This window comes from Pseudomonas sp. PA-4-8C, from assembly GCF_021606625.1.
In the GTDB taxonomy this organism is placed as follows: Bacteria; Pseudomonadota; Gammaproteobacteria; order Pseudomonadales; family Pseudomonadaceae; genus Aquipseudomonas; species Aquipseudomonas lactis.
In genome coordinates, this window is record NZ_WKCD01000019.1 from 1 (window position 1) to 18,264 (window position 18,264).

11 protein-coding genes are annotated in these 18,264 nt (G+C 61.0%); 7 read left to right on the forward strand and 4 right to left on the reverse strand.

Translation table 11 applies throughout. From position 1 onward, the window contains the following. Positions 1 to 25 precede the first annotated feature (25 nt). The 6 genes from GIW04_RS05805 to GIW04_RS05830 all read left to right on the forward strand — a co-directional run bounded on the left by GIW04_RS05805 (position 26) and on the right by GIW04_RS05830 (position 8,657). Positions 26 to 2,629, forward strand: a complete 2,604-nt coding sequence (locus GIW04_RS05805) for an autotransporter family protein (RefSeq protein WP_120248604.1) — start codon at positions 26 to 28, stop codon at positions 2,627 to 2,629. A 287-nt stretch (positions 2,630 to 2,916) separates the two neighbouring features. Continuing rightward, the gene (locus GIW04_RS05810; RefSeq protein ID WP_120248641.1) at positions 2,917 to 3,657 is read left to right on the forward strand and encodes an AraC family transcriptional regulator; all 741 of its coding nucleotides are present in this window, start codon (positions 2,917 to 2,919) and stop codon (positions 3,655 to 3,657) included. 282 nt (positions 3,658 to 3,939) lie between these two features. Then, a complete protein-coding gene (locus GIW04_RS05815; RefSeq protein ID WP_120248605.1) occupies positions 3,940 to 5,421 on the forward strand; it encodes an efflux transporter outer membrane subunit in 1,482 nt (493 codons plus the stop codon). Next, entirely contained in the window at positions 5,418 to 6,569 is a 1,152-nt protein-coding gene (locus GIW04_RS05820) for an HlyD family secretion protein (RefSeq protein ID WP_120248606.1), read from the forward strand. The genes GIW04_RS05815 and GIW04_RS05820 overlap by 4 nt, the downstream gene beginning before the upstream one ends. Further along, entirely contained in the window at positions 6,562 to 8,109 is a 1,548-nt protein-coding gene (locus GIW04_RS05825) for an MDR family MFS transporter (protein ID WP_120248607.1), read from the forward strand. Before GIW04_RS05820 ends, GIW04_RS05825 begins: the two co-directional genes overlap by 8 nt. Positions 8,110 to 8,195: 86 nt before the next feature. Then, positions 8,196 to 8,657 (forward strand): SRPBCC family protein, encoded by a 462-nt coding sequence (locus GIW04_RS05830; protein WP_003193845.1) that lies wholly within the window; start codon positions 8,196 to 8,198, stop codon positions 8,655 to 8,657. 121 nt (positions 8,658 to 8,778) lie between these two features. On the opposite strand, the gene GIW04_RS05840 is transcribed toward GIW04_RS05830, so the two are convergent. Both GIW04_RS05840 and GIW04_RS05845 read right to left on the reverse strand, forming a co-directional pair. After that, positions 8,779 to 13,734, reverse strand: coding sequence for a hemagglutinin repeat-containing protein (locus GIW04_RS05840; RefSeq protein WP_120248608.1), 4,956 nt, complete (start codon positions 13,732 to 13,734; stop codon positions 8,779 to 8,781). A gap of 106 nt (positions 13,735 to 13,840) precedes the next feature. Then, entirely contained in the window at positions 13,841 to 15,556 is a 1,716-nt protein-coding gene (locus GIW04_RS05845) for a ShlB/FhaC/HecB family hemolysin secretion/activation protein (protein WP_120248609.1), read from the reverse strand. A 471-nt stretch (positions 15,557 to 16,027) separates the two neighbouring features. On the opposite strand from GIW04_RS05845, the gene nadA reads away from it, so the two are divergent. Then, entirely contained in the window at positions 16,028 to 17,086 is a 1,059-nt protein-coding gene (gene nadA, locus GIW04_RS05850) for a quinolinate synthase NadA (protein WP_003193840.1), read from the forward strand. Between the two features lie 120 nt (positions 17,087 to 17,206). On the opposite strand, the gene GIW04_RS05855 is transcribed toward nadA, so the two are convergent. Continuing rightward, positions 17,207 to 17,695 carry an RDD family protein gene (locus GIW04_RS05855; protein WP_003193838.1) on the reverse strand — a complete coding sequence of 163 codons (489 nt, stop codon included), beginning with the start codon at positions 17,693 to 17,695 and terminating at the stop codon, positions 17,207 to 17,209. A 94-nt stretch (positions 17,696 to 17,789) separates the two neighbouring features. Beyond that, entirely contained in the window at positions 17,790 to 18,008 is a 219-nt protein-coding gene (locus tag GIW04_RS05860; RefSeq protein ID WP_003193835.1) for a cold-shock protein, read from the reverse strand. Positions 18,009 to 18,264: the final 256 nt, after the last annotated feature.

Sequence of the window (18,264 nt, forward strand, 5' to 3'; positions counted from 1 at the left end):
CTTCTGTCGTACATGGAGTTTTCAAATGAAGCAAAAACCGTTCAAGCAAAAACTGTTGGCCGTGATGGTCGGTGCAATCAGCAGCCAGGCATTGGCCGTTGAAGTGGATCTGGGTCAAGGCAAAACCTCGTGGAAGGGCGAGACGTTTAACGAGTCACTGACCTTCACCGGGAGGCTGACCCAAGCAACCAATCAAACCCCCACCCCTGAATCTGGCACCACTGCTTTGATGGGGGTCGGTGTTTCCGAAACCCACATTCAAGGTTCGCTGATTAATCGTGCCGATATTGTGATGACGTCGGACGGGCGCTCCATCCGAGCGTTTGCCGTGGACCCATTCGGTTTCAGAGATGGAACTTCAACCCCAAGCACAATTACGGGCGATCTGATTCAGGCCGGTAACATCACCATGAACAATGGGGGTTATGAAGGTTTTGAGATCGGTGAAGCCGTGATTGGTGGCAGCGTAATCAACTCCGGCACCATTAAAACAACTCCCGTTGTATCGGGCACTTCTGCTTTTGGTGGCACGGTTGGCGGCGAGGGTATGTTCCTGCATAACACGCAAGTGGCAGGCGACGTTGCTAACACGGGCGTGATCGAGGTGGTCGGCGATGAAGTAGTGGCGCTGGCAGTGGATGGCCCGAGTGATTTCCCGATCAATATCGGCGGCAAAATCATCAACTCCGGGACTATCACTGCAACGGGCCAGCGCGCCTGGGGCATAGAAGTTGAAACCACCACGAGTCCACTGCGCATCGAAAACAGTGGCCTGCTGTCTGTGAACGGCGCAGATGCTTCCGGTATTGTTTTTTATGCAGGTACCGTCGACTCCATCCTCAACACCGGCACCCTCCAAGCCCAAGGTACAAACGCCAAAGCCTTCGACCTCCTGGGCGCCACCTTCATCCAAAACACCCCCACCGGCTCCCGCGGCATCATCAACCGCGGCACGATCATCGCCGATGGCACGGCCATCTCTGTCGACGCAGCTGAGCAAACCTCCACCTTCGAAATCAACCAACAAGCCGGTGAAATCCGCAGCAATTCCGGAATCGCTATCGACGCAGCCAACCGCGCCACCCTCAACTGGACCGGCGGCAAAATCGTCGGCGATGTGCTCAACGTCAGCGCGGTGAACATCGCCGGCCAGGCTGACTTTTCGGGCAGCCGCATCATCGCGCCAGTGTCGATCAACTCGGGCTCTCTGAACCTGTCGGCCCCGGGCACGGTGCTCACCGGTGACCTCAACATCGCCAGCGGTGCAGGCATTGATATGCGCCTGGCCAATAGCGTAGTGCCAACCACGCCATACCTGACGGTCAACGGTGCGGCGAATTTCGCCCAGGCATCGAAAGTGACCTTGAGCGCCAACCCAGGCGATTTCACCGCCGTGCCAAGTGGCACCGAGTACACCTTGCTGCAAGCCAGCAGTGTGCAGAACAACGGCCTGTCGGTTGCCAGCACTTCGTCGTTGCTGGATGTGCTCAGTTATTCGGCCGACGCGCAAACGGTCAAGGCCGTGGTGGGCTTGAAGAGCAATCAGCAAGTGCAAGAGGAGCTGACCGGCGCGGGCGCCACTGAGCCGGTTGTCACTGTGGTCAACGAAGCAAAAAATGACGTGCTCGGGCAGTTGGCAACGGATGATCCGGTGTTCCAGGCCCTGGCCAACGCGGGCACGGCGCAGCAGTTGGCGCAGGTGGGCGAGCAACTCAAGCCGGACGTCAACCGTGGCGCGCTGGACGTGGCCTTGTCGGGCCAGACGGTGATCAATGGCGCGATCCTCAATCGCCTCTCGGGCCAGCGTGATAATCGCGAAGCCGTGGGTGTGTGGTTGCAAGGCTTGAGCAGCAACATGGATCAGGATGGACGCAGCGGCGACAACGGTTATTCGGCCAACAGCAGCGGCATGGCGGTGGGTGTGGATGGTCGGTTGAACGACAGCACCACGGTGGGTGTGGCTTACAGCTACCTCAACTCCAACATCCATTCGGACCTGGGCACCAAGACCGACGTGCAGGGCCATGCGCTGTCGTTGTACGGCAACTGGTCGCTGCAGAACTGGTTCGTCGACGGCAGCCTGAGCTACGGCCATAACGACAATGACAGCAAGCGTCGTGTAGCGGGCACAACCGCCAAGGGCAGCTACGACAGCAATGTGTTGTCGGCCAGCGTACAGGGCGGCTACAGCTTCAAGCTGTCGGATGCTGCCGTGATTGAACCGCGAGTGGCGGCACGTTATTCCAACGTGCGCATGGACAGCTTCACCGAGAAGGGCTCCTCAGCGGCGCTGAGTACCGGCTCGCAACGCTATGAAGTGGGCGAGTTGGGCGCGGGTGTGCGCTTGGCCGGCAACTTCCCGTTGGCCACTGGCAGCCTGCAACCGGAAGCCACATTGATGGCCTACCACGACCTGATGGGTGACCGCGTGGCGCAAACCTCCAGCTTTGTGCTGGGTGGTTCGGCTTTTACCGTCACGGGCGCTTCGGTCGCACGTGACAGTTACGAAGCCAGCCTGGGCCTGAATTATCAGGTGTCGGCGCTGACCGTGGGCGCCAGCTATACCCGCCAGGCGCGTAGCGGGTTTGATGCTGATGGGGTGATGGTCAAGGCGCGTTACGCGTTTTAGGGTTAAGCCCGAACAGGGGCTCTTTGCGAGCCCCTGTTATCCCCAAAAGCAATAATCTTTTTTTCTTGAAATCTACTCGCCGATATTTTGGTTTTTTTAATTTTTACTCGACGTTTTTTCACAGTCCCCACCCTAATACGCAATTCCCCGCCCCCTTTCTTTGTTTAGTATTGGATCCAGTGGCCACTGAGGCTCAATGGGTCACTCTGTTCAAAAAAGGAGACGCGACATGATGCCCAAGGATCCTTCCAACAGTGGCCGGCCTGACCTGCTCGCGGCTTGCTGAAATGAACGCGCATACCTCTTTGGCAGCCCTCGCCGGTAACTACGTGCACGGCGACATAGTGGCTGCTCATCGACATGACGAGGGCCAACTGGTCTATGCCATCAACGGTGTAATGCTGGTGTCGGTGCAGCAGGCAACCTGGGTGCTGCCTTCCGGGCACGCCCTATGGGTGCCCCCGGTGATGGAGCATCAGATCCGCATGACCGGCGAGGTGCGTATGCGCACTTTGCTGATCTCGCCGGGGGCGCACGGTCGGTTGGCGCAGGAGTGCGAGGTCATCAGGGTTTCACCCTTGCTGCGCGAGCTGATTGTGGCTGCGGGCGATGAGCCTGACAGCCAGCCGGCGTCGTTGCGTCATGTGCAGATTGTCGAGCTGATTTTCTCGGAGCTTGACCGCGCGCAGCGGGTACTGGCGCATGTGCCGATCCCGCATGAGCCGAGGCTCAAATCACTGTGTGCCGACTTTATCGACAACCCTTCCCAGGAATCGAAACTGGAGTGTTGGGCGGTGCAGCTCAATATGAGTTCACGCACCCTCGCTCGGCTGTTCCAGAAAGAACTGGGCATGAGTTACGGCGAATGGCGCAAGCGCACGCGGTTGCTGCTCAGCATGCAGCGGCTGGCCAGTGGCGCCTCCATTTTGGAGGTGGCTTTGGAGCACGGTTACCAAAGCCCTAGTGCATTTACCGCGATGTTCAAGCGCACCCTGGGTTACACCCCGAGTCACTGCCGCCTGGTCTGAATCACAGCGGTAGCCGTGACTGGCACTTTGGCGAGGGGCGACGAAGGTCCAATGTGGGAGCTGGCTTGCCTGCGAAAGCTTTAGTGCAGCAACAGATGCACCGACTGACACACCGCCTTCGCGGGCAAGCCCGCTCCCACATTTCTGAACGAGTTCGACGCGCGATTCAGAAGCGCCGTCCCACCTTGTCCCAATCGAAACGATGGTTGTCCAGAACTCGGGAGATGCGCACCCCGTTGCGCTTTTACCCTGCGTCTCTACTTGGCCTTCTGGATTTCTTTGATGGGTTCGCCTTCTTTTTTCCCACGACATGGCCGTCTCTCGCTGCTCGGTGTGGCAGTGGCGTTGTTGGCGGGTTGTTCATCCTGGGTCGCACATAAGCCGGCACAGCCACATCCTGAACGCATCAATGCCTTGAGCCATCTGCCGCAGGGTGTGTCCGCCCAGGCATTGCCCGAGCGTTGGTGGCAGTTGTACAACGATCCGCAACTCGATGCGCTGGTGCAACAGGCGCTGCTGCACAACCGCGACCTGGCGGCGGCCCAGGCCCATGTGCAGGCGATGCTGGCGGGGATCATGCAGGCCGATGCCGAGCGCTGGCCGTCCACCCAGGCGTCACTGGGTGCCGCTTACGGCAAGACGGCCGATGACCAGACGCTGGCCAAGGCCACCGATAGCCACGCGCCGTCAGAGTGGGCATTCAACCCAGGCTTGGAGCTGGCTTATCAAGTGGATGTGTGGGGCCAGGTTCAGCGCACCATTGAACGGGCTCAGGTGCAAGCCGCGGCGGCGCAGGATGCCGAAGACCTGCTGCGCATCACGGTCGTGGCGCAAACCACTCGCGCTTATGTGAATGCCTGCGCTTTGGGCGCGCGTGCCAAGGTCCAGCGCCATTCGTTGGACGTGGTCGGGCGCAGCCTGGCGTTGATTGATCGCCAGCGCGAGGCCGGTGTGGTGACAGACCTTGAATACAGCCGCATGCAAGCCCTGCAAGGCGAAACCCAGGCGTTGCTGCCGATGCTGCAGGCGCGCCGACAAGCCGCGCTCTACGAATTGGCCATGCTGACCGGCGTCGCTGATCTTGAAGAAGGCTCTGGCGCCGCAACGTGTGAAGTGGTGCCCCGACTCAATGCCGAGTTGCCGGTGGGCGATGGCTGGCAATTATTGGCGCGCCGCCCCGATATCCGGCAGGCCGAGCGCGCGTTGCAGGCGGCCACGCTGCAAGTGGATATCGTCCAGGCCGACCTGTACCCCAAGGTCACCTTCGGCGCTTCAGTGTCTTCCTCAGCCAACAAATTCCATGAGCTGGGCGATAGCAGTGCGGTGATGTTCGGCATCGGCCCACTGATCACCTGGCAGTTCCCTAATTGGCAGGCCAACCGCGCACGGGTCAACCAGGCGCAAGCGCTTGAGCGGGTAGAGGTGGCGCAATTCGAGGCCAGCGTGCTCAAGGCCCTCAAGGAGGTGCGCCAGGCCCTGGCGTTGTACGACGGCGAACGCCAGCGCCACGCGGCCCTGAGCCAGGCGCTGGAGAGCAGCCGCCAGGCCTACACCTTGGCCCAATTCAACTACGACGCAGGTTCTATCGACTTTCTCGACGTGCTGGACAGTGAGCGTGAGCTGATCCGTTTGCAGGCCACGCGGGCCGACGCCGATGGTCAATTGCTGCAACGCCAGATCAGCCTGTTCCGTGCCCTTGGCGGTGGTTGGCAGTCATCAGCGCCCACCCACGCTTACACCACTCTTTCCGGTACCCAGCCATGAATATCGCCGTTGATGAAACAACTGCTGCCCAGGATGAACAGGCGCCTACTCGCAACCCACGCCGCAAAAGGCATCTGCTCCTGCTGGGCGTCGCCGCGTTGTTGATCGCGGCGGTGGTGTTCGGCCTGTACTGGATGACGGTCGGCCACTACCTGGAGCAGACCGATGATGCCTATGTGCGGGCTGACTGGATTCCCATCAGCCCGAAGGTCTCAGGCTATGTGGCCGAGGTCATGGTAGAGGATGATCAGCCGGTCAAGGCAGGGGACGTGCTGGTGCGCATCGAGGCCCGTGACTACCAGGCCCGCTTGGCACAGGCCCGCGCACAACTGGCCGAAAGCCAAGCCTCGGTGGCGGCGCAAGAGGCCAACCTGCACGTCACCGACAGCCTGATCGCCCAGCAAAAGGCCGGCGTTGCCCAGGCCGAGGCTCACGCCCGCAGCGTGGCCGCCGAATTGCGCCGTGCGAGCTTGGACCAGCGCCGCTACGAAGGTTTGGTGCGCGATCACGCCGCCAGCACCCAGCGACTGGAAACGGCCGCCGCCAGTTACACCCAGGCCAATGCTGCGGTGGAGATTGCCAAGGCCATGCAACTTCAGCAGGAAACCCGCTTGACCGTGGCCGTCACCCGCCGTCAATTGGCCCAGGCCTCGCTCCAGCAGCAGATAGCCCGGCGCAGCCAGGCCGAGGCGCGGTTGAACCTGGCGACGCATGCGTTGGAGGACACCTTGATCCGCTCGCCCATCGACGGCGTAGTGGGGCAGCGCAAAGTGCGAACCCACCAATACGTCGCCCCAGGGTTGCCGCTGCTGGCGGTGGTGCCTGTGCAGCAGGCTTACGTCGTGGCCAACTACAAAGAAACCCAATTACGCCATATGCGTGCCGGCCAACCGGTGGATATCAGCGTCGACAGTTATTCGGGGCGCAAGCTCAAAGGCCATGTGGTGAGCTTCTCGCCAGGCTCCGGGGCGGTGTTCGCACTGTTGCCGTCGGATAACGCCACCGGCAATTTCACCAAGATCGTGCAACGCTTTCCCGTGAAGATCGTCATTGATGAGCATGACGAAGGCGGGCCAATCCTGCCGGGCATGTCGGTCATCACCACGGTGGACACCCGCCCAGATAAGCAGGGCGCTGCACATGACTGAATCGGCTGAAAAGAGCGTCTCCTTTCGCGCCTGGGTGGCGGTGATCGGTGGGCTGTTCGGCTGTTTCATGGCCGGCATGAACGTGCACGTGACCAGCGCCGCGCTGCCGGAGATCGAAGGCTCCCTGGGGGCGACGTTCGAAGAAGGCTCGTGGATTTCCACCGCCTACCTGGTCGCGGAAATCGTGATGATCCCGCTGACCGCCTGGTTGGTGCAGGTGTTCTCTCTGCGGCGTGTGATGCTCGTGGGCTCGTTTGTGTTTCTGGTGGCGTCCATAGCCTGCTCATGGGCGCCTAACCTGGAAGTGATGATCATCATTCGGGTGATCCAGGGCGCTGCCGGCGCAGTGCTGATTCCCTTGTCATTCCAACTGATCATCACTGAACTGCCGCCCAGCAAGATCGCGATGGGCATGGCCTTGTTCGCGCTCTCCAACAGCGTCGCCCAGGCCGCCGGGCCGTCCATTGGCGGCTGGCTGACCGATGCCTATTCCTGGCGCTGGATCTTTTACCTGCAACTGGCCCCTGGCATTCTCTTGCTGTTGGCGGTGGCATGGTCGATCGATGCCAAACCCATGCAGTTGAGCCTGCTCAAGCGCGGCGACTGGGGCGGGATCATCGCCATGATCGTCGGCCTGGGTGGCTTGCAGATCGTGCTGGAAGAAGGCGGCCGCAAGGACTGGTTCGGCTCCGTTTTCATTGTGTGGATGTCGCTGATCGCCGGCGTTGCCCTGGTGTACTTCGTGCTGTCGCAGTTGTATGGCAGCCGCGCCTTCATCAACCTGCGCCTGCTCAAGAGCTACAACTTCGGCGTGGCCAGCGCAGCGATGTTCATCTTCGGCGGGGCCACTTTCGGCCTGGTGTTCCTGGTGCCCAATTACTTGTCCCAACTGCAGGGCTACAACGCCCGGGAGATTGGCATCAGCCTGATCGCCTACGGCATGGTGCAGCTGGTACTGGCGCCGTTCATGCCGCGCCTGATGAAGTGGCTCAACCCGAAACTGATGGTTGCCAGTGGCTTTTTCATCATGGCCCTGGGGTGCTACCTCGGTGCGCACCTGGACGTGGACAGCGCCGCCAACGTGATTATTCCGTCCACCGTGGTGCGGGGCATCGGGCAGCCGCTGATCATGGTGGCGCTTTCCGTACTGGCGGTGTCTGGCCTGGCCAAGGATGAAGCCGGCTCGGCCTCGGCCTTGTTCTCCATGCTGCGTAACCTGGGTGGTGCCGTGGGCACGGCGGGCCTGACGCAGATCGTGGCCATGCGCGAGCGCTTTCACTCTGAGCGGGTAGGGGAGTCGATTACGCTGTTTTCCCCGGCCTTTCAGGAGCGCCTGCGCGCCAGCCTGGCTGACAGCGAGGCCTTCATCTTCAACCCGCTGTTACCCACTCAACAGCAGGTGATCGAGGGCTTGATCCACACCGTGCGGCGCGAGGCGTACCTGATGGCCTACAGCGATGCGTTCTACGTGGCCTGTATCGCGTTGATCGTGTGTGGTGTAGCGGCCTTGGCGTTACGGCAGTCAGCCAAAAACGCATAACCACGCCAAGCAGGTGTTGAATGTGTACAGCTCACTGCGTTGGGTAGGAGCCCACTATCGGCCTCCCGGAAAAGAGGAGCTCTCTTATGCAACAACCCGATACCCTGGTCCGTAACCCGGTGGGTAACCCTGTCGTCGCCAGTGTCAGCGTGAACGGCGATGCTCGCAGTGTGTGGAATGTGGTCGGCGATTTCGCCGGTTTCGCGAAGTTTATTCCGGCGTTGTCCCATATCGAAATGACCGGCGAGGGCGTGCGTTCGGTCCGCAAGAAGTTGTTCAAGGACGGCAATGTGGTGATGGAGCAACTCAACAGCCATGACGACCACGCCATGACCATGACCTGGTCACTGATTTACACCTCACTGAACATTGGTAACCTGTGGGCGCTGATGGAAGTTGTGCCACAAGGCCCGACCCAGAGCCTGGCGACCTGGACCATCATTGGCCAGCCGTACACGGGCGGCCAGGAAGACGTACCGGCGTTTGAAGCCTTCCTGCAAGGCTTTGCCGATGACGCGATGAAGAACCTACAGGCACTCTTCAACTGATGTGTAGGAGCGAGCTTGCTCGCGAAAAACCTGAGGACGCCGCGTACTCCAAGCATGCCAGCGTCATCGTTGACGTTCTTCGCGAGCAAGCTCGCTCCTACAGTGGGGTGGGCATTACCCTTTAGTTGGTGGCCTGATCAATCCCCGCCTGCAAGGCCTGGCTTTCACTGTGCCCACCCGCGCGCAGCGGGCCCAGGTTGAAGGCTTGATCCTTGCGCGTGGCGTCGTCGTGTTTCTGGGTCAGTTCGTCCTTGGCACCCAGGGCCAGGTTGACCGGTGACTTCGAAACGTTCAGCCCGACATCGGCACGGTAGTCGCTGCCGGCCAGGGTGGTTGCGGTCACCTTGGAGCCACCCAGCTCGACCTTGCCATTGGGCGCACTGATCCGCGCGCCCGTGAGCTGCGTATCACCCTTCACCTGCAGGTTGACGCCCTGGCTTGCGCGAATGCCTGACGCCTGAGTGACGCTGTCCTTGGCCACATGGCTGACATCCAGATACAGGGTCGGGGTGTAGCTGGTATTGCCGCTCTTGTCACCGAACAACACGCTTTCAGCGGTATTGGCCACCTTGCTGCCGGTGGTGTCTTTGCCACTGACGGTGTAGCTGTCGCTGGTTTTTGGCCAGACCTTATCCTTGAAGCCAGACAGGCGCGTGCCCAGGGCATCGGTCTTGTCTGCCAGGTAAGCCTTGGCCTTGTCCACGCGGGTGCCGAAGGCGCCACGGGGTTGCGGGTTCACGTCATAGCTGCCACTGCGGGTGAGTTTTTCGCCCAGGCGTTCCTTGGCGTTAACCACGCCGTTGACCACGCTGTCCTTGGCCGACGCCAGGTGCCCGGTGCCCTTGTCGACGACGTTCTCCAGCTTGTCGCGATGCTTGTCGAACGCGCCTTCAGCCTTGGCTTGTACCTTGTCCTTCAGTGGGCCGCTGGCTTTGGCCAGCTTATCCACCACCCCCGGCTGGTTTTTTTCGACATCCAGCCTGGCGTCGACATTTACCTGGGTGCTGTTGACGTGGTCCTTGCGGCTTTCGACGACGAGGTTGCCGCCCACCGTGCCGATCACCTTGTCGGCGTCGATACGCGCGCCGGCCAGATGGGTATCACCGGCACTGTTGAGGGTGACGTCACCCGCCGTGATCAGGCTGTTGTGCTGGGTGGTGCCTTGCAGGTGATCCACATCGACCGTGGCCCGCGCATTGATGCCGCGCTGGGTCTTGGGTGTCGCATGTTCACCGGCATTGGCCAAGGTGGTTTTACCAACGCTGCCGCCCGCCCCCAGGGTAACGCCCCAGTTGTTATGGGCCTGGGTCGATTGCGCAGACTCTTGCACGATGCCGCCGTTTTGCGCATCCAGGCTAACGCTGGCTGCGCTGATCTGAGTGCCCTGCAAGTGGATGGCATTGGTTGCCTCAGCGCCACTGGCGAGGCTGACCTTGCCGCTGCTGTGAAACTGCCCGACGACGGCGCTCTGGTCGTTTTCCGCCACTTTGCCGATGTTGAAGTTGGCGCTGAGGCTGCCGGTCTTGCTGCTGCTTTCGGCGCTGCTGGTCTTGCCGGCGCCGAGGGTCAGGCCACCGCCCAGGTTGCTGCCGTTGCTGACGTGGCTGTCGGTGGCGGCTTGCAGGTTTAGCTTGCCGCCGGCATTGAGGCTGATATCGCCAGCCTTCGCGCCCGTGCTGCCGATCTGCGTGCCTTGCAGGGTCATGTCAGCGCCGCTGCTGAGCTGGATGGGGCCGCTGCCTTGAAGGGTCGCGACCTGGGCCTGGCTGTCCTGGGTGTCCAGGCGCTTGTTATCCAACTGCACGCCGGCACCGAGGTTGATGTTGCTGCCATTCGCACCGGGCGCGGTGCCCACCGTCAGTGAGCCGTTGCCGCGCAGCGTGCTGCTGTTTTTGCTCTGGGTGTTGGTGGCCTGGTTGAGCGCCAGCTCACCGCCGGTCTTGAGGTTAACCCCAGCCTGGCCGCCGTCGAACTGGCTGCCTTCATAACGGGCATCGCCCTTGGCCTCGATGCTCACGCCTTGGCTGGCCACATAGCTACCGACCACTGCTGTGCGGGTGGATTCGCGCACATCGCTGCTGCCACCCAGGCCGCTGCCGCGCACATTCACGTCTTCGCCGGTGGTGGTATAGACCCGTACGCCAGCCTTGGCGTCCACGCCTTGCTCGCTGCTGCTGTGGGTGTTGGCCGCTGCCGTGGCAAGGTGCTCGCCCGCCTTGATGTTCAGCCCGCCGTCGGTGGCGCGGTACTGGGTGCCCTCATCCTGCAACGTGCCGGCTGCATTGACCTGCACCGTGGCGCCACTGAACTGGCTGACCGCGGCGGTGCTGTCCTGCGTTGTGCCGGTTTTGTTCGTGTGGCCGACTTCCACATCCAGGCCGACATTGGGTTGCTCGAATGCGTCCAGCAAACCGGGCTGATGGAATTTGGCCTGGGCCACACCCTCGACGGCTTTTTCAATCGGGCGGGTAATGCCTTTGTATTCCACATTGGCGCCGACGTCGGCGGTCCAGCCGTTTTCCTTGTGGGTGCTGGTCTCGGTGGAATGGGCGGCCTGGTTGTTAATCTGGTCAGCGTTGACCTGCAGCTCGGCGCCGGCCTTGGCCTGTGCACCCTCGCTGGTGAAGGTGTTGCCAGCGTTGATGGTCAGCTTGCCGGTCGCGGCCACGGCGCTGGTTTGTGCGGTGGTTTTTTCAGCGGTGTCTTGGCTGCTTTGGTGGCTGAACTGCGCGCCACTGCCTGCCCGATCAATGCCGCCGGTGTAGTAGAAACTGCCGCCGGTGGTGGTTTTGTCGACGGCTTCGGTGTGCTTGTCGTGGGCAGCCAACAGCTCGACGTTCTTGCCGCTGACGGTGGCATCGCCTGCGGTTGCCTTGAGGTCCGAACCCTGGATGCTCACATCGCCACCGGCCTTCACCACGACACTGCCGCCCTTGAGGCTGGAACCTTGCTGTTCGGTGGTGTCGGTCTTGCGGGTTTGCTGCTGGTCTTCATAGCTCAACCCCGCACGGTACTGGCGGCTGACACCCTCGGTTTCCTTGGCGTAGCCATCGAAGCCGCGCGTATGGGTGCCGGTGGTGTCGTGAGTGGTGTTCTCGGCGGCAACGACCTTGATATCGCCTTTGGCATCCGCCTGCAGTTCACCGCCAGCCGACACCTGGGAGCCGCTGACGCGGATGTCCTGGGCGCTTTGCAGCTTGAGGTTGCTGTCCGAGCGCAGGTCGCTGGCAACCACGGTGCTGTCCTTGAGGTTCTTGCGGCTTTCATCCTTGGAGATGCCGAAGAACTTGCTGTCGTTGCTGTAGCGGTTGTCGTGGGAGGTGTCCTGCACGCCGTCGATCACCAGCGAACCTTTGTCGCTGATGACACTGGCCTGCTTGCCACCACGGGCCTGGCTGCCGCTGATGCGCACGTCGTCGGCCTTGACGATCAGCTTGCCGTCGGCGTTGACCTTGCTAGCGGTGTTCGACGTCTTGCCTTGGTTGCCGTCGCCGTTCTTGCCGAAGAAGCTGCCACCGGTGAGGTCGCCGGAGTAGGCGTTGTCGCGGCTGCTCTGGGTGCGGCTGGCGCTGGTGATTTCCACGTGCCGGGCGGCCAGTTGAATATCGCCGGGGGTTTTCAGCTCGGCGCCTTGCAATTGCAGCTTCTGTTGGCTGGTCAGCTCCAGTGTTTTTCCGGCCTTGAGGCTGCTGGTGATGCTGCGTTGTTCGCTGCTGGATTTATCCCAGTTGGCTTTCCACAGGTGCTTGCGATGGTTGCCCTGGTCGCGGGTTTCATGGGTTTCGGTGGCGGCGTTCACCTGAAGGTCTGCGCCGCTGTTGACGCGCAGAGTTTTGCCCGCTTCCACATGGCTGGCTTTGATCTCGGTGTTGGCGCCGGAAGACAGCGCCGCATCCTGTTGCGCCACGACCTTGTTACCGTGCTGGCGCGAGTCTTTGTCGGTGGTGGTGCGGTCGTAGGTTTCGTAGGTGAACAGGAAGTTGCTGTTGTTCCACTGCTCACGCTTTTCCTGGAGCTTGCGGCTTTCCAGGCTGCTGAGGGTCAGGTTGCGGCTGGCGTCAAGTTTGACGTTGCGCCCGCTGACGTCGGTGGCGGCCAGGCTCAGGTCCTTGGCACTGTGCAAGTCGATATCGCCCTGGCGGCTGTGCACGCCAGCGCGAGTGGCGTCGAGGCTGTCGGCACGCACCTGGCCGCTGATGTCGAGGTCGCCGGCCGAACTGATCTTCACCCCGTCAGTGCCTTGCACCTGCACGCCGCCTACACGCACACCGGCGCCTTCGGCGGTGCTGATGATGTTGATGCGCCCGGCCTGCATTGCGCCGAACAGGCGCGCGTCGATGCGTTGGTCCTGGGTCTTGCTGGCCGGGTCCACCTGGCGCACTTGCCCGCTGGCGAAGTCGACCTGGTTACGGCCAACGGTGAGGTTCAATTGATCGCGGGCACTGAGGCGCCCGTCACTGTCGATGCGCGGCGCGATCAGGTTGATGGAGCCTTCACGGTTTTGCAGGCCCTGGCCTTGCACTGTCAGTTGGCCGTTGGCATCGCGGGTGCTCAAGGCTTGCAGCTTGCCGTCGTTGAGTTCGGGGCGACCCACCACCAGGTTGGCGTTGGGCGTATTGATGAAGCTGCCGCCATTCACCGAAATGCCGTTAGGGTTGGCCAGCACGTAATCGGCCGCCTGGCCGAAAATCTCCTGAGCACCGTTGAGGGTCGAGGCGTTGCGGCTGATCACTTCGTTGAGGATCACGCTCGCCGCCTGGCCCTGGAACTGCGGGTTGGCGGCCAGTTGCCCGGCGAGTTGGGACTGGCCGGCCTGCAAGGCGTTGTTCAACACCAGACCCTGGCGGTCGACGTTGTAATCCAGAAACTGGTTATGGGACAGGCCGCCCGCATTCGGCGCGACGATGTTGACGATGGGTACACCGCCCTGGTTTTGCAGTTGCGGCGTGCCGCCAGGCCCTTCGACGACGGTCAAGCCTGCGGCGAGCGCGAGCTGCGGCAGCAGGAACAGGCTGGCAATGGCCCAGCGCAGTTTGCCCTGGGGTGAAAGGTGGAAGCTGTGTGGAGTAGTCGGCATAAATAATCTCGCTCTGTGTTGGCTGATCCACGACGCGCGTTGTGCGTTGCAACGCTGCTGGGGTGGTCAGGTACGGCGGTGACTCAGGCTAAAAACGGGTGTGGGCTCATATCTGCACGCTAAGGCGCGTCAGCCAGACCTCCGGCTCCTGGCGAAAACCTGTGGGGGTGTTGAGGTTGCGTTGGTAATCGACGTCGAGCTGCACGTTCTTCCAGCTCAGGTTGAGCCCCGCGCTGGCGCCGCTCAGGCGTTGGCTCTGGGCACCGTGTTCGTGTTTGACCCAGCCGTTGTCCAGGCCCAGGCGCGGGGTGAGTTTCACCGGCAAGTCAGTGTTGAGTGGCAGGCGCAAGGTGTTGCGCCATACCGCGCCAATAGCACCGGAGCTGCTGTTTTCGCGATAGCCGCGCACGGCCGAGTCATCGGTAATCAGCAGTTGTTCGATGGCGGGCAATGCATCCGGGCTGTACTGCACCGACAACTGGCTTTGCCACTGCCATGGCTGCGCTGACCATTGGCCGTTGCGCCATTGGGTGAGGTTGGCGCGGTACTTGTGGAACTGCGCCTTTGGCCGGTTTTTCTGCACCTGGTCGGCATCCCGATCGGCGCCGAACCAGGTCAGGCCCTGGGCGTAGTTGACGTCCAGGTTCCACACCGCGCTGTTGAGCCAGAACAGGTTCAGGCCCGCTTCGGCCACGGTCAGGGTGGGGCTCTGGATGTCCAGGTGTACCTTCTGCAGGTAGCTGTCGACGTCTTTGTAGGCCAGTTGTAGGTTGGCGCTCAGTTGGTGGCCCTGGTCGCGCCACAGCACACGGTCGCTGCGCAGGCTGACCTGATCGGTGCGGCCACTGTTGTAAAACGTGGTGTGGCTGAGCTTGAACGGCGAGCGGTATTCGGCATGGCTGGCGAACAGGCTGTAGGTCCAGTAGCCGTAGGGGATGGAATAGAACAGGCTGTGGCTGCGGCTGTAGCGCGGCCCATGGTTGAGCGTGTCGCTGAAGCTCAGGTTGAGCGAGTCGTTGATTTGCAGGGGGCTGTCCAGGCTCAAGTTGATGGCATTGCGATCACGCCCGGTGCTGGCGCTGCCGAGGTTATCCACGCCCAGGCCCAAGGCCCAGCGCGAGGCACTGCTGCGTGAGCGCAGGATGATGCGCGACGCGCCCGCTGTGCTGCCTGGGGCGATGTCGGCGGTGAGGTCCACCGAGCGCAGGCGGTTGAGCTGGTCCAGGCCCTGTTCCAGGTCTCGCAGGTTCAGTGGTTTGCCGAGCATTCCGGGGAATGCCCCGCCTAATGAAACCGGCAGGCTCTGGTCGGCCAGTTCGATGGCTTCCAGGTAACCTTCTTCGACGTGAATATCCAGCGGTTTCCCGGCGGCGGGCGCACTGATCAGGTAGGGGCGGCTGGCGATATAACCGGCCTCGACATACAGCCGGGTGATCTCGGCCAGCAGGCGGTTGATCTGCGGGACGCCCATGCAAGGCGCCACGTAGGGCTCGATATGTTTATTCAACTGGGCACGGCTGAACAGCGTGACCCCGGCCAGGCGCGTACCGCTCAAGGGCCAGCAGTGTTCATCCTTGGCGATGTCTGTTGGCAAGGCCGGTGTGACCGCTGGTGTACCGAAGCTGCCACGTTGCATCTGGCGTTGGCGCTGCTCCAGTTGTAATTGCTGCAGGTCGCGTTGCTGTTGCTGCTGCAAGCGCAGGGCTTCCTGGCCTGGCTGCGGCGCCTCGGCGCCAGCCACGGGCAGCGCCCACAAGCAGAGCAGGGCGATGCCCAGGTTCCGGGTACAACACAAGTGTCCGGTTGAGAGCAGGTTTGGCACTCGACATCCTTAACGTAGAAATACACACGATCCATACCGTCTGAGCCAGCGTTGAACTCAGCGGTAATTGCCCTACTTGAGTGAGTGGTCGACGGTTTGTTACATCTCTGTAGGATTTATTACACAAGACGTAAGAAAAATCGCGTAATTCAGTGCATAAATGCACAAATTTAGTGCGCGCCGGGGTAAGGGGACCTGATATTCCTGATTTTTAAGAGGCGGGGGAGGGGAAGGGGCGGTTTTGATTGTTGTGCGGACGCCGCCTAATCGGCGTGTCACGGCCAGGGATTAAGCACTTTGCCTGATCACCAGATTAGGCTTTTGAATCCATTGGATATTCTGTAGCCTTGCGCAGCTTTAGCTTTACCCGTGCTTGATGAACAAAAACACTTCGTCCGGCGGCGCCCGAAGGGCTCCGGAGCCGGTGGTACACTCGACTTTCGCGCTACTGCGCCTGCAGGTCTTGCGAACATGACGCACATTTCCGAACGCCTACTGGTTCAAGCCCACCTCGACGCCAAGCAGCCCAAGGTGCTCAGCGCTGCCGAAGAGGCGAGCCTGCGAACCGCCATTGCCGCCGAGCTCAAGGCTCAGGACGCAGTGCTGGTTGCCCACTTTTATTGCGACCCGGTGATTCAGGCCCTGGCCGAAGAAACCGGTGGCTGTGTTTCCGACTCCCTGGAGATGGCGCGCTTCGGCGCCGCCCACCCAGCCAAGACCGTACTGGTGGCTGGCGTGCGCTTCATGGGCGAGACCGCCAAGATCCTCACGCCGGAAAAACGCATCCTGATGCCGACCCTGGAAGCCACCTGCTCCCTGGACCTGGGTTGCCCGGTGGATGAGTTTTCTGCGTTCTGCGATCAACACCCCGAGCGCACGGTGGTGGTGTATGCCAACACCTCGGCGGCGGTCAAAGCCCGGGCGGATTGGGTGGTGACTTCCAGCTGCGCGCTGGAAATCGTCGAGAGCCTGATGGACAACGGCGAGACCATTATCTGGGGCCCGGACAAACACCTGGGTACCTACATCCAGCGTCAGACCGGTGCCGACATGCTGCTGTGGGACGGTGCCTGCATCGTCCACGAAGAGTTCAAGTCCAAGCAGCTTGAAGACATGAAGGCGCTGTACCCGGATGCGGCGATCCTGGTGCACCCGGAGTCACCGACTTCGGTGATCGAACTGGCGGACGCGGTGGGTTCCACCAGCCAACTGATCGCTGCGGCGCAACGCTTGCCGAACAAGACCTTTATCGTGGCGACTGATCGCGGCATCTTCTACAAGATGCAGCAGTTGTGCCCGGACAAAGTCTTCGTCGAAGCGCCCACTGCCGGTAACGGCGCAGCCTGCCGCAGTTGCGCGCACTGCCCCTGGATGGCAATGAATACGCTGGAGCGTACGCTGCAGTGTTTGCGTGAGGGCAGTAATGAGATCTTCGTGGAACCGGCGGTGATTCCGCAGGCGGTACGGCCGCTCAAGCGTATGTTGGACTTTACCCAGGCTGCACGGTTGAAACTGGCCGGCAACGCCTGATCCTCAGGCTGAGCAAAAATCAAAATGTGGGAGCTGGCTTGCCTGCGATAGCGGTGTAACAGTCACAGGTGTTTTGACTGCAAGACCGCTATCGCAGGCAAGCCAGCTCCCACATCTGAGTTATTTCTTTGGCTTCGGGATCCGCACCAGTTGCGTATCCGAATAGATGTCATGCCAGCTGCGTTTGTGTTTATCGAACAACGACCAGATAAACCCCAGTCCCACACACAGCCATGACGCAATCGACACCACAAAACGCAACAATGCCTGCCACAGGCTGATCCGCGAGCCGTCAGCGTTCTGCACGCGCACGCCCCACACCTGCATGCCCAGGGTTTGCCCCGAATGGGTCCAGAACTTGGCGAAGAACCCGAACAGCACAAACAACAGGATCGTCGACAGCAACGGGTCACCGTCCAGCGCGCCGGACTCGGTGAGTGTGCGCATCTTCGCTTCGCCCACGAAGGCGATCCACACCAGCTTGTAGATAAACGCGGTGACGATCAGCAAGGCGGTGCACAACAGGAAGTCGTAGAACATCGCTGCCAGGCGACGGCCCAGGCCAACGGCGGGGAATTCGCCCTGGGGGCTCAACAGGGGTTTGGACATGGCAGGGCTCTCTGGAGAAAGCACGCAGTTTACGCAATGGCGCCCATAAAAAAGCCCCTGATGTCATATCAGGGGCTTTTTGTCGCAGCAAGGATCAGCCTTCTGCTTGGACTTCGTCAGCCTGCAGGCCTTTCTGGCCTTGAACTGAAACGAAGGTGACCTTCTGGCCTTCCTTCAGGCTTTTGAAGCCGTTGCCCTGAATAGCGCGGAAATGCACGAACAGATCCGGGCCGCTTTCAGGAGTGATAAAACCAAACCCTTTCTCGTCGTTGAACCACTTGACGGTACCGCTCTGACGTTTGCTATCCGACATTTTCTTCTTTCCTTTGACGCTAAAAATTAATGACAGCCCCTTTCACACGAAAGAGTACTGGGCTGGGTTGCAGGAAAGTTAAGAGACGTCGAACGGGTTGTAGCAACTACTTCAGCTACTGCCCAGGTCCAGGTTCCAAGCGACCCATGCAAACACAGTGGGCAAACTCTACGCCAACTAAGATGAAAAAAACAAGCCCTGCGGCAGACCCTGATTTTGCTGGGTCTCATGACACTTTGTTGAATGTTCTGATACC

Bases quoted from the DNA above. Each gene is read 5' to 3' on its own strand.
- GIW04_RS05805 (WP_120248604.1), top strand. From the start codon at position 26: ATGAAGCAAAAACCGTTCAAGCAAAAACTGTTGGCCGTGATGGTCGGT.
- GIW04_RS05810 (WP_120248641.1), top strand. From the start codon at position 2,917: ATGAACGCGCATACCTCTTTGGCAGCCCTCGCCGGTAACTACGTGCAC.
- GIW04_RS05815 (WP_120248605.1), top strand. From the start codon at position 3,940: ATGGGTTCGCCTTCTTTTTTCCCACGACATGGCCGTCTCTCGCTGCTC.
- GIW04_RS05820 (WP_120248606.1), top strand. From the start codon at position 5,418: ATGAATATCGCCGTTGATGAAACAACTGCTGCCCAGGATGAACAGGCG.
- GIW04_RS05825 (WP_120248607.1), top strand. From the start codon at position 6,562: ATGACTGAATCGGCTGAAAAGAGCGTCTCCTTTCGCGCCTGGGTGGCG.
- GIW04_RS05830 (WP_003193845.1), top strand. From the start codon at position 8,196: ATGCAACAACCCGATACCCTGGTCCGTAACCCGGTGGGTAACCCTGTC.
- GIW04_RS05840 (WP_120248608.1), bottom strand. From the start codon at position 13,734: ATGCCGACTACTCCACACAGCTTCCACCTTTCACCCCAGGGCAAACTG.
- nadA (WP_003193840.1), top strand. From the start codon at position 16,028: ATGACGCACATTTCCGAACGCCTACTGGTTCAAGCCCACCTCGACGCC.
- GIW04_RS05855 (WP_003193838.1), bottom strand. From the start codon at position 17,695: ATGTCCAAACCCCTGTTGAGCCCCCAGGGCGAATTCCCCGCCGTTGGC.
- GIW04_RS05860 (WP_003193835.1), bottom strand. From the start codon at position 18,008: ATGTCGGATAGCAAACGTCAGAGCGGTACCGTCAAGTGGTTCAACGAC.